Source organism: Ruegeria sp. BA2, from assembly GCF_056539605.1.
Window position 1 is genome coordinate 146086 of the sequence record NZ_JBQFVE010000002.1, and the last position, 12670, is coordinate 158755.

The window sequence follows — 12670 nt, forward strand, 5'->3', positions numbered from 1 at the left end:
ACCGAGGGCACGGGGAATGGAAATATAGCTGGTTGAGGCGGGGTCTTATGCTGACTGGGCAAAGTAAACGCGCGGTTGCGCGCAGTGGTCGTTTGACGAAATTTAAAGGTAAAGTGGCAAGTATCGCGCCATCGTTTTTCCTGGGCACGGTCTCCCTGGTGGCGCTTACCGCAGGAAACGGCAGCGCCGAAGTCGTCTCGACCGCACGGACTACTCCTTTGGTCAGCGCAGTGGACGAAGATCATAAGATCACCAGTACGGGGTCGATCGTAGTAGACCCGCTGACCGGATCGGGATTGGTCGTCGTAAATGTGCCGGACTATACCAGCAACCTTACCAATGCTGGGCTATTGTCGTCACCAGAAGGGATCAACAGAACCCGTGCAGCGATTGACATAAACGGAGACCTGACCGGTTCGGTTCTGAACTCAGGCACAATCACAATGGGTGCCGCGATTGGTGACTCGGCAGACTTGAGAGGTGTCGATGTTCAAGGCGAAGTTAACGGTACGCTGCAAAACACCGGGACAATCGACATTGCAAACTCGGCTTTGACTTTCGGCACGGCTACGGGTGTTCTGGCCGGCAACGTGGTTGGAGCAATCTCGAATTCGGGTACCATTGACATCAACGTCGACACAAGCGGCAGTGCTGACGCATTCGGTATCGTGGTCGACGACATAAGCGGGAGCCTTACAAACACCGGTGATATCGTTGCGAGTGCTGTTAATGCATCCAGTGGTGAAGCTTACGGCATTATCGCCGGAAGCGTTGCAGGTACGCTGAACAACTCGGGCACGCTTGACCTAACTATATCCGCAACAAGCCACGCAACTGCTTACGGGATCGAAACACGCGACGTATCAGGCAGCCTCACAAATTCCGGAACGATCCGTATAAATGTGCAGGGATCCAGCATTGAGGCGGACGGGTTGCGCCTGTCTACCATTTCGGGGTCCGTGACCAATAGCGGCACAATCGCCATCAGTGCTGACGGGTCCGACGCACGTATCGAAGGAATTTCGGCGAGCACCATTTCTGGAAGCCTTCAAAACAGCGGAGCGATAGGTGTCAGCATTAACAACGCGAGCGAAGCAAATGCTGAAGGGATCAGCGTTGGCAACATATCCGGCCAAATGCGGAATAGCGGCAACCTGACGATTTCGGCCAATGCGACATCTTCGGCGACGGCAGCCGCAATCAATGGCAGCAATGTTTCTGGTGTGTTAACGAACTCGGGCACGATCGCAGTAAATGCAGATGGCAATTCTGCGTTTGCTGAAGGTATCAACCTGCGCGATGTCTCGGGCACTCTCGTAAACAGCGGAAGTATCGAGGTTCGAGCTGATGCCGGATCATCCGCGCATGCCAACGGTATCGACCTGAGCGACATTACCGGGCAGGTCTCCAATTCTGGTTCGATCCAGGTTGTCGTTGATGGTGAGTTTGCCTTTGCAGATGGCATCGAGACAGGCGACGTTTCCGGAGTTTTCCAGAACTCGGCCACAATCACAGTCGAGGCGATTGGTAGTTCCTCGGCCAATGCGGCAGGACTTGAAATCGACGACATTAGCGGCAGCGTCACCAATTCGGGCGCTATTCAAGTCAGTGCTATCAGCAACTCTTCGTCAGCCTATGGTGCCGGGATCGACATGGGCACGCTTGAATACGAAGGATTCTTCTCGAATTCAGGGACACTGTCTGTTTCGGTTGAATCCAACGGATCATTCATAACCTCTGCAAATGGTATCGACGGAGACGATGTCGACGGAGCGTTCTCAAACACCGGCGACATAGATGTGACGCTGCAAACTCAGGACGGATTTGTCGCCGAGGCTTTTGGTATGGATTTGGGCGACATCTCGACATCCGGATCATTCAACAACTCCGGTGCGATCCAGGTCGATGTGACAGCGCAAAACCTGTGGGGCGCTTTCGCTTATGGGATCGATATCTCTGACGTTGAGAGCAGTTATCATAACGCGGGCGATATCATGGTATCGCTAGGTGCGAACAACGCATCGCGAGCGGAGGCCGTAGGCATCGAACCAAGTGATATTGTGACCGGAGGATCGTTCACGAACAGTGGTTCAATAACTGTCAGCGCGACCACGCAATCTGTTTTTGAGACAGCTGTGTTGGGGATCTCAGCCAATGACATTGATGGCAACTTGGATAACAACGCTGATATCGACGTATCGGCGTCCGGAGAGGGAGATACCTTCGCTTACGGGATTTTTGCAGAGCAGCTATCGACAGATGGGGTGATAACCCATAGCGGTGAAATCCGAGCATCAGCGAATGGAGACTTTGTGGAAGCCTACGGCATATTCGTCGAAGAAGCGCAGGGTACGGTCAACGTCACCGGCGATATCTCGGCAACGTCTTCGGGCGAAAGCTATTCGGTGTTTCTAGGTGACGGAGGCGGCACGCTGAACGTCGAGACCACGGCCTCGATCGAAGGAAAGCTCAGAGTCAGCGATCACGATGTCAATCTGATCAACGTGGGTGGTCGAGAGGTTTACCGCTTTCAGGACGATGATACGTCTCAGGGTGCTTTTAGAACACGCATCACAGCACCAACCCAAGGTTGGTTCGTAGAGGGCGAAGGCGGATCAGCGCCGGTCTATGCGTCGTTTGACACCGAGGACGCCCGCCCGAACCTAAGCCAATCCTTCGAGATCGCAGGCTTGTCCTACGACCTTGCCAATCAGGTGCAAGGAGCCCCTAATCTGGGCGGTAGCAATGAACAGACAGTGCTCAGCACAAGTGGAAGCGGCCCGATCGAAGGTTACCGCCCCTATTTCTTGATCAGCGGCAGCCAAAGTGACGCAGATGCGAGATCAAACATGCCTGCGCTGTCATCGAATATGTGGAGCGTAAGCGCCGGGGTCACCCGCGATCTGGGCACAGGTTTGCGATATGGTATCGGAGCCAGTTATCTGGAAAACGATGGGACATTCGGTTCGACGTCTTTTGATACGACGGGTGTTTACCTCAGCGGGCTGGTTGCCCAGAACTTCGGGTTCGCAGATCTGAGTTTCGGGCTGGGGTATGGCCATCTTGACCACGACGAAACGCGCGCCGTTGACGGCTCGGATGCGAGCGCTGACTACTCCAGCGATATGATCACGGCACTGGTCGCGGCTCAGCGGGATTTCACGTTGCAAAACGGCGCTGTGCTTACGCCTCGGGCGAGTTTCCTCTACGGTCGGCAAGATCTGGACGGCTATACCGAAACCGGTTCATCCGCCAACGCAACGGTCGGCGAGAGAGAGATCACATTTAACGAAACACGTTTGGGCGGAACCTATTCGACCTCAGTTGCGGGTGGAACATTCTCGGCTTCGCTTGCAGCGGTGCACCGCGACTCGGATACCCCGTCTACGTTTGATGTGACGATCTTTGGCAATACGCTCGCTTTGGCGTCCGGCGGCACTGGCAGCGAGACCTTTGGCGAAATCGGCCTGGGCTACCAGAAAGCGTTTGACCATGGCGGTATCTTGAACCTTGAGGCCCGATCAACTGCAGGTGCCGATGTGACGACACAGGTAGTCTGGGCGTCATATGAGTGGCGGTTCTAACCGGGCACTAACCATATTGATCGCAGCAAGAATGGCCGGTCAATCGACCGGCCATTTTCATCCGTAACCCTATGTTCAGAATCGGATAGCGTTATCGCCAATCGTATCGATCAGGGGCTGTAGCTGCGCTTCATAGTTGCGCCATTTCGCTTTTGACGAGTTGTACAATGGCTTTCGCACCTGCTGAACACTTGCGGTACGCACGCGGCGCTTTGACTTGTGAAACTCCAGGCAGGCGTCATCCCAGTCCAACCCGCAATGTGCAATGATCCGCCGCGCTTCGTGTTCAAGGTCATCGACAAGGTTTTCATAATGTACGGTCAGAAAAGCATCTGACGGCAAGATACGCCGCCAATGGTTCATAATGCGGACGTAGTTATTGAAATAACGTCCAAGTTCGACAAGGTCATAGCTGTGCAACTGGCTGCGTTCGAACAATCTGGTGTAGCAGGACATGCAGGTATCAAAGGGGTTGCGGGCAATGTGGATAATCTTGGCGTTTGGTAAGATACTGTGAATCAGGCCCACCAGCTGGAAGTTTGCGGGCATCTTATCGACGACATATGCGGCTTCGGGGGCGTGTTGCTTCAGAACATCAACGTAATTATCCGCACGCCGTTTCAGCTCGGCATCTGACAACCTTGCAAGTGCGTCGGGCACATCTGTCTGCTGGTCTCCGACCAAACCGAATTGGAATTGGAGATCGTTGAGTTCACCGGCTCCAAAAACGCTGGGGTGCGCGTTCAGAATGGATTCGGTCATGGTTGTCCCAGATCGGGGCATGCCAACCACAAACACCGGACAGCTGCTATCGTTTGAGCATCTTCGGAGACGACTGATTGTCTGGGTACCAAAGGTGTCGATCAGTGCGTCCGTCAGACGATCCAGTTCATCGGGATCGTATTTGATCAACTGCCGCTTTAATCCAGCACCTGTATCGAAGTGCTGAAACGCTTGATCAAAGTCTTTCAATTGTTCGAAACACTCCCCTATCGCAAAATGAAACGCGACTGCTTTTTGGGGCAGCATCTCAGCTGCTGACGGGATTTTCTGCCGCAGCGCTGTGAACACCTCACTGTCAGGCGTTGCCTTTTCCAGTTTGGAAAGGGCAATAAGGGCGCTCAGTTTGTCGCCCTCCATTTCAGCGGCGATCTCAAAATGTGCGCGCGCACTTTCAGAGTTTCCTTGCTCCAGTTCAAGGTGCCCAAGCGCCAATCGACTTGCCACCATGTCTGGCTTCAGCCCAATTGCCTTGTGATAGTAAGCGATTGCAAGGTCGGTATCGCCAAGATGTGCCGTCGCTATTGCAAGCTGGTGAATGGCCGAAGCGGAGTCTGGATCAAGGCGTACAGCCTGTTCGGCCTCAACCAGGGCAAGCTTGGGGTGGTTCTTTTCAAACAATACCTGCGACAGACCGGTGTAACTGTCAGCTTTGTTTCGATCCAAAGCGATCGAATTGCGAAAGGCGCTCTCGGCCTTATCCAAATCGCCCTCCAACAGGAATATGCGCCCGAAGTTTCGGTGAAGTTCTGCGTCTCGCGGCAATTGTTTGAGCTGCGCCTCGGCGAATGCGCGCGCGTCCTTCAGTCTTTCGTCCTCGATGAGAACCGAAAGCAGATTGTTGATGGTTTCAGCCGACCCAGGCGCGATATCCAAGGCTTGTTGATAGAATTCGGCCGCCTTCTCTCGATCCCCGCGATCCCTTGCGATACTTCCCAGATTGTTGAGCGCGCGGTCGAATTTCGGATCCGAAGCCAGAGCACGGGATTGCGATGCTTCGGCCTCGTCCAAATTACCCTGATCATAATATGCAAGGCCGAGATTGGACTGCGCAATAGCACTGCCCGGAGCAATAGTGACCGCCCTTTGCCCTGCTTCGACGGCCTCATTGACCGCGCCTGCAGAGCGCAAGATCTCAGTGTAATTCGCGAGGAAACCCGCGTCAGCTGGCTGAAGGCGAACGGCTTCGGCCATCGCCCGAACCGCTTCTTCTTTCTTGCCAGAACGAAAGGCGATCAGTCCAAGCATCTGGTGGGAAAGCGCGTGCGCAGGAACCTTTTGAACGATGTTGAAAAAAATGGTTCCCGATGCTTGATAGTCGCCTTTATTGAAATGCGACACACCCAATTGGACGGCGTCTTCCAAAGGTATCGTACGAGCTTGCGTCATGCGTCTCAGTTCCGGCAATAAGTGAACCAGAGCCACCATGTTCTTGACATGTTGACTAATAGTCTGGCGAGCAAACAGGGTTTACCATCCGTAGTTTTGATTTCAACAGGCCTTGAATGCACTCGATTCCGACAGCTGGAGCTCAGTGAAAGGCATGATCAGCACTCAACTGTAACACTATCCCTTTTTTGTGTCCGGGCAGATGCAGCGACTTTCAATCATTCATCGCGCTTGCAAGTGGTCTGTGCTGATACGCGTGCCGACCTTTATGGGTGTGGTAGTCGAACAGCGCGATACCAAATGCGCCAACAAAGCTGCCTGGTTTTTGGCCAGGCAGCCTTACCTTCGGAATGTGAATTCTTCCGGTCAATTCGAATGGGCAAACGCTTTTTCAGAATTTAACCTGCCCACCCATGCCAACGCCGACATAGGTCTCGAAACCGGAACTCAAAACCATAGCTGAGGAGTAGATATTGCGCAGATCGACCATCCGCGCTGATCTCATCGATGCGGCCAGTTCGTTCAGGTTCAGCGCGCGGAACTCGTTCCATTCGGTCAGCAAGACCACCACATCTGCGTCCGCCGCGGCTGCATAAGGGTCGTCCAACCATTCGACACCCGGAAGCAACGCTTCACCCTCAGCTCGGCCCTGAGGGTCAACCACGCGCACGCGGGCCCCTCCACCGATCAAGGCGGGTACAATTGTCAGAGACGGAGCATCGCGCATGTCGTCCGTATTGGGTTTGAAGGTGACACCAAGCACCGCGACGGTTTTGCCATTGAAGCTGTCGTCACAGGCATCGCGGATCTTTTCGATCATCCGCTTCTTTACCTCGTCGTTAACGCGAATGACGGTCTCGGTGATCTGCATTGGATGTGCGAAATCCTGCCCGATCCGTGCAAGTGCTGCGGTATCTTTCGGAAAACATGAGCCGCCATAACCGGGGCCCGCATGCAGGAATTTGTTGCCAATCCGCCCGTCCAGGCCGATGCCACGCGCCACTTCTTTGACGTCGCCGCCTGCGCGTTCACATAGGCCAGCGATTTCATTGATAAATGTGATCTTGGTCGCAAGGAAAGCATTGGCGGCGTATTTGATCATCTCAGCGCTTTCCAGATCAGTGGTCAGGATCGGGAAGTCGCGCAGATAAAGCGGGCGGTAGATTTCGGCCATGACCTCGGCGGCGCGCTCGCTTTCAACGCCAACGACGACACGGTCGGGGCGCATGAAGTCATCTATGGCGGCCCCTTCACGCAGAAACTCGGGGTTCGAAGCGACATCAAATTCGGCTTTCGGATTAGCCGCTGAAACGACCGCATGTACTTTGCGGTTCGTACCTACCGGAACAGTCGATTTGGTAACGACCACAGTATAGTCGGTAATTGCATTGGCGATTTCTTCTGCTGCAGCCATCACAAAAGTGAGATCGGCGTGCCCGTCTCCGCGCCGAGTTGGGGTGCCAACCGCGATAAATACCGCATCTGCCCCATCGACAGCCGCAGCCAGATCAGTGGTAAAGGTTAGCCGACCGGCAGCCACGTTTTTGGCCATGAGCACATCGAGGCCAGGTTCGTAGATCGGCACTTCGCCATTCTGCAGCATATCGATCTTGTGTTCTGATTTGTCGACGCAGATCACGTCGTGACCAAAATCCGAAAAGCATACACCGGATACCAGGCCGACATATCCGGTGCCAATCATCGCAATGCGCATTTATCGAATTCCTTCCTTTGGTTTTCGCCGGAGGCGCATTTTTTGGCCCCGTTTGACAGCTGGGCGAACAGTCATTCGAGGACTAAGTCAACGCAACCGTCTATGAATTGCCTGCTCGCTTCAGTTGCTCAGAAAACATGGCAAAACTCTTCAGGCCGCTTCTTGGCGACCGAATATGCTTTTTGTGGAGCAATGTTCAAGTGCTGATAGCTCTGTGTACTGATCTGGCGCAAATCATTTGGTTACTGGTGGCGCTGCTTCGACCAACCTTGCCGCATGGCTTGGTTGAGCAACTCAATATGCGCCCGTGTCTCCTAAGGTGCATTCATGGGTCTTGGGCATAGCCAGATCGCAAAGCTTCATATAGTCTCCAAGTTAGCTTTCGTTGTGTCGAGCGGCGGTTAGTGCAGTCATTTTATTATTGTAAGGCTTCGCGATGAGAGGCATGTTCTCGGTTTTGGGTTCTGAAAGAGGCGTTGCTTTGACACCTCAAAACCACAAGAGCGCCGGTTTCGGAGAGGGCTGATGGTTCTGCACCCAAGTAGTCCGGAAACCGATCTTGGTGCTATGGAGCACCGCCATCTAACCGTAATGATGGTGGATCTTGTCGAGTCGACCGTTCTAGCACAAAAGCTGGAACCAGAAGACCTGCTTTCGACGACGCTGCGCTACCATAAGCTGGTTGAGCACGTCGCGGACGAGCTTGGCGGTCGGGTGCTGCAGATTGTGGGCGATGGCATCCTTGTCGCGTTTGGGTGGCCTTCTGCATCCGAGAACAATGCGGAACGTGCGCTGCGGGCGGCTTTGCGTATCCATTCCGATCTGCCGGCTATGGGTGGCCCCTTGGATCTGAGGTGCCGGATCGGCATCGCGTCGGGTGTGGTTCTGGTTGGGGATATTGCGCTGGGCGCCAATGTTCAGCCAGATGCTATCTTCGGATCGACGCTTAATCTTGCTGCACGGTTGCAGTCGCTGGCGTCGCCGGGTGAAACAATGGTCGCGGCCGCAACACGCGCGCTAGGTGCCGAAAATCTGGAGTTCGAGCCGCAAGGCGCCCAAAATCTCGCAGGGTTTGATCGACCGGTTCCCGTTTACCGATTGAAGGGGGAAGGCAGGGATCAGATGCGCGGGCATAATCGTATGCCACTGCTTGGTCGCAAGGCCGAGCGCGCGCAACTGCGCCGCGCATGGAAAGACGTCGAAGCAGGTAGGGGGCGCGTCATCCACATTCTGGGCGAAGCTGGAATCGGGAAATCGCATTTGATCCGCGACCTCCGGTCTGCGGTTGGGCCTCAGTCATGGGTTACCTATCACTGCAGCCCGTTCCATGTCAGCACGCCTTTCTTCCCGTTCATATCGCAGGTCGAACGGTGGTGCGGCATTCTCAGCCAGGATGATATCGCCACGCGGCGCAACAGACTGACGGGCCATTTGTCTGAGATTCTGGACGAAGCACAACTGCGAACGCTGTTTTTTTTACTTGCTCCAGGCCCCGGAGACAGCGGAACCACCAGCGAAGAGGAGCTGCGTGATCAACTGAGCGCCATTTTCATTCGCGTTTACGAAACACTCAGCCGCGAAGGTCCTGTGCTTGTTGTGGTTGAGGATATGCAATGGGTCGACCCGTCGACCTTGTCGATTCTTCGTGACGTGGCCGAGCATCTCACATCACTGCCCATCCTTATGCTGATGGTTTCGCGAACGCCTGCGCCAGGTGTGATCAAAGATAGCAGCCCATCGCTTGAACAAATGTCGCTCCCTCCGCTTGATGAAGAAACATCGGTAGCACTGGCCGCTGCCGCTTCGGGTGCGCGTCTTGATGAACGGACCACGGCCCAAATTCTGGCCCGGGGAAACGGTGTCCCGCTGTACATCAAAGAGTGCTCCGCTGCGATCGCCGCATCGCCGGAACGGATCGTCGATAATATCCCCGCCACTCTTCATGATCTGTTGGCACAACAGGTTGACGAAGTGGGCGAGCTTCGGCGCGCCGCGATCGAGGCTGCAGTGATTGGCAACGCCTTTGGTGCACCCTTACTTGCGCAGATCAGTGATCTGACCGAAGACGAATCCGAAGATGCGATATTCGGACTCGCTGCAACCGGGATTTTGCAGCACCTGCCCGGAACCAATGATGACGCTGAGCCGATTTGGCGCTTCCGTCATGAGTTGGTGCGCGAAGCCGCCTATCAAAGCCTTGTGCGCGACCGGCGTGTCTATCTGCATCGCCGCACTGCCGAGGCTCTCGCAGCCCAGCCCGAAGCTGCGCGCCAACCTGAGCAGATTGCGCGGCACTGGGAATTGGCTGGTGAAACCGCGAAGGCCGTAGCCACTTGGACCGAGGCTGCGCGGTTGAACCTGAGGCGCCACGCCAACCGCGAAGGGGCGCAGCACGCCCGAAATGGGTTGCGGCTGTTGGATGGATTGCCCGCAGACAAACGCGATGAAGCTGAGTTGCATTTGCAGTTCTTATTGGCTGCTGCTGAGCGTGTGCATGTCGGATATGGGGCCAAGCCATCAATCGATGCCTTCGGTCGCAGTTTCGAGTTGGCAGAAAAGCTTGGTGACAGGCGCACATTGGTGCGCGCGGGCAGGGGGCTTTTTACTGCTGCAATGGTCAAGGGCGATTACAACGGCGCTGAACATTGGGGTAAGGCGATCATTGATGCCTATGATGATCATCACACACGCATGGTCGGAAATTATATCTGCGGGGCCGCCCTATACCCGCAAGGCCGGTTCACCGAGGCAGAAGCAGCGTTGGAAAAGGCAACTTTGCACGCCGATGCGCATAGGGCTGAGGCTGGCAACAGCCCTGACATTGCCGCTGTGATACAGATCGAGAGCATGGCTGCCCTGATTGACAGCTTTAGGGGAAACCCGGAAAGAGGGCTGGTAAAAGGCAAAAGAGCAGTCGACGCGGCGATGGCGTCAGGACAACCCTTGATCATCGCCAACGCGATGCACTGGCTGACCGAAATTCATATGCAAACGGATCATCCCGATTATCCGCAGATGGCTGAGGCACTGGGTCAAGCTGTGCGAGACAAGGGTGGGCCCTACTATCAGGCCGTTGCAACTGCGCATCTCGCCGGTGTCGCCATCCGATCCGGAGAAGCTTTAAAGGGAGTAACCTTGCTGCAAGCAGCATGGGATAGAATGAAGGCAACAGGGGCCGAGGCAGCGGGTATGCTTGTTAACACCGAGATCGCAAGGGGGTTTCTTGCACTCGGGGAAATCCAGCAAGGATTGAATGCGGTCGAGGCCGGGCTGGCCTGCGCGGAAAGCACCGATGAACGAAATTATGAGGCCGAGATCTACCGGATCAAAGCTGCTCTCTTGCTGGAAAACGGAGGCCCGATCGACGCCGTTGAGTCTGCGCTCAGAAAATCTATCGCCGTTGCCCGTGAGCAGGGCGCGACGATCTATGAACTGCGCGCTCTGAATGATTTAGTCAGTATTCGGCCTGCTGACCCTGATATTTCTGAACGTATCACTGAGCTGGAAGAAAGCGTTGCGTCATAAGTCCGAGTTCAGGATCGTCGACCCATGGTGCAATCTTCTGGCGGCAGGTCCAACCCGACGAAATTCGCGACTTGGGCAAACGAGGACGTCTTCTGCAGCAACTGATGTCCCTTTGCTGAAAACGTCTGTTCTGAATACAGGTTCTTGGACACCATCGGGTTGTTCAATAGCTGCGTGATCGCGTCATAGGCCACCATTGATGTCATCAAGTCACCCATGATTACAGTGCCCTTATGCTGCTCGGCAAACAGGCCCGGAAACATCTCGACGCGATTGACATCGCAGTACAGCCGACTGAGATCCGCAATCAATTCATCCGCAAATGGCTGATCTCCAACCATCTCGGTAAAGCTGGCGTGCTTTCTGCGTCCAAAGTGTTCACGATATACATTCAGGGACGGCAAACGGGCCCTCCGGCTTACGGCGATTGTGGCTTCGACAGGAGATAGGGCGCCCGACGCAGGCCTCTGAAACAGAAAATCTGGAGTGTTCCGAAGCGATATGCGCCCAGCTTGCTGGCGGGACAATGAGCGGATCATTTCGGCAAGCCCTGTCTGTTCAACCAGCCGCGGATTGAACCGGAATCCTTCCGGTCCAACTTGTGCGCCGTCGATGATAAAGCGCTCGGGGATCATCGAGTGCCATCGGTAAAGCAGATTAAACTCGATCGCGATTTGGTTAGCGTGATGCCACGGCTGCCACCGATTGGCACCAACGGGCATTTTGAACGGCATATTGGCGACATGGGCGATGTAGTCTTCAAGCACCAGTTTGATCAGAAGGGCAATCAGGGTGCATCGCGTGGTTTGAAACACGCGCTCTTTGTCCCAACCCGCAGTTCCGCGTTTCTCACGCCAAAGCAGATCGGCAAAGGTATTATGCGCGCGCAACATCAGCGTGTTGATGACGATATAGCCGATTGTGCCATTGCCATTGTCGAGCCCGGTCGCGTGAAAATCGAGCAGAAGCTGATCAATAGCACGCTTGCTCAGCCCCGGATGCGCGCGCTTCACGGCATTCCACAGTTTGCAGGGATCATGTAATGGCTTTCCGCAATTGTTCCCTGTGGCAAGGCTACCATCAAAGGGCGGCGCAAGTTTCACGCCCCCAGATTGGTCCTTTTGAAACAGTTTTGGTGCCCACATTTCACCTTGTGCATCCAGTCGAAAGGCCAGGCGATGGGTCAATTCTTTGGTGTCGGGGTCGCGTTCGCGCAACATGTCGGTCTGAAAATCATTCAGCCCGTAAATCTGGCACAAGTCGACTTCGTGGTTCGAATCCGTCTGACCAAACGTATCCGGCGCTACGAATGTGCGCAGAAAACTATCGGTAAACCACTGTGCCGCCGATATGAAAAAGAGTGTCGATCCCTGAGGGCACAGCAGGGTAAGCGGGCTGCCGTCAATTTGCGTTCTGCGCCGAAACAGGTCGGCGACCTCGCTTTCGGAGGGCAAGATTGGCGAGGGATCCTCGGGCTGCGTATGCCGACCAATCCAACGTTGTGAATACACCCCCGGCCAAGTCGTATAGTCCTTATTCAGGATATATGGCCTTGGTCGGTGCATCTTGGCGGCGTTCGCAAGCCTGATTGCCGTGACATAACTTGTAAAGCGTGGGGCGACCTTGAACCCGAGGTCGATCAGATCATCAACATCCAGCATCAAAACGTCTCCGTCTG

General features: G+C 54.9%; 5 protein-coding genes. 2 read left to right on the top strand and 3 right to left on the bottom strand.

The genetic code is table 11. From position 1 onward, the window contains the following. Positions 1-158 precede the first annotated feature (158 nt). The gene (locus ACR0NN_RS05345; protein ID WP_170723055.1) at positions 159-3584 is read left to right on the top strand and encodes an autotransporter domain-containing protein; all 3426 of its coding nucleotides are present in this window, start codon (positions 159-161) and stop codon (positions 3582-3584) included. A 75-nt stretch (positions 3585-3659) separates the two neighbouring features. Here ACR0NN_RS05345 and ACR0NN_RS05350 read toward each other — a convergent pair whose 3' ends face one another. Both ACR0NN_RS05350 and ACR0NN_RS05355 read right to left on the bottom strand, forming a co-directional pair. Further along, entirely contained in the window at positions 3660-5753 is a 2094-nt protein-coding gene (locus ACR0NN_RS05350; RefSeq protein ID WP_170723058.1) for a tetratricopeptide repeat-containing sulfotransferase family protein, read from the bottom strand. 391 nt (positions 5754-6144) lie between these two features. After that, positions 6145-7467, bottom strand: a complete 1323-nt coding sequence (locus ACR0NN_RS05355; protein ID WP_170723060.1) for a UDP-glucose dehydrogenase family protein — start codon at positions 7465-7467, stop codon at positions 6145-6147. Positions 7468-7992: 525 nt separating this feature from the next. On the opposite strand from ACR0NN_RS05355, the gene ACR0NN_RS05360 reads away from it, so the two are divergent. Beyond that, a complete protein-coding gene (locus ACR0NN_RS05360; protein ID WP_170723062.1) occupies positions 7993-10992 on the top strand; it encodes an adenylate/guanylate cyclase domain-containing protein in 3000 nt (999 codons plus the stop codon). An 8-nt stretch (positions 10993-11000) separates the two neighbouring features. Here ACR0NN_RS05360 and ACR0NN_RS05365 read toward each other — a convergent pair whose 3' ends face one another. Beyond that, the gene (locus ACR0NN_RS05365; RefSeq protein WP_170723067.1) at positions 11001-12653 is read right to left on the bottom strand and encodes a peroxidase family protein; all 1653 of its coding nucleotides are present in this window, start codon (positions 12651-12653) and stop codon (positions 11001-11003) included. Positions 12654-12670: the final 17 nt, after the last annotated feature.

Excerpts from the sequence above, each read along its gene's own strand:
- ACR0NN_RS05350 (WP_170723058.1), bottom strand. The coding sequence starts at position 5,753 with ATGACGCAAGCTCGTACGATACCTTTGGAAGACGCCGTCCAATTGGGT.
- ACR0NN_RS05355 (WP_170723060.1), bottom strand. The coding sequence starts at position 7,467 with ATGCGCATTGCGATGATTGGCACCGGATATGTCGGCCTGGTATCCGGT.
- ACR0NN_RS05365 (WP_170723067.1), bottom strand. The coding sequence starts at position 12,653 with ATGCTGGATGTTGATGATCTGATCGACCTCGGGTTCAAGGTCGCCCCA.
- ACR0NN_RS05360 (WP_170723062.1), top strand. The coding sequence starts at position 7,993 with ATGGTTCTGCACCCAAGTAGTCCGGAAACCGATCTTGGTGCTATGGAG.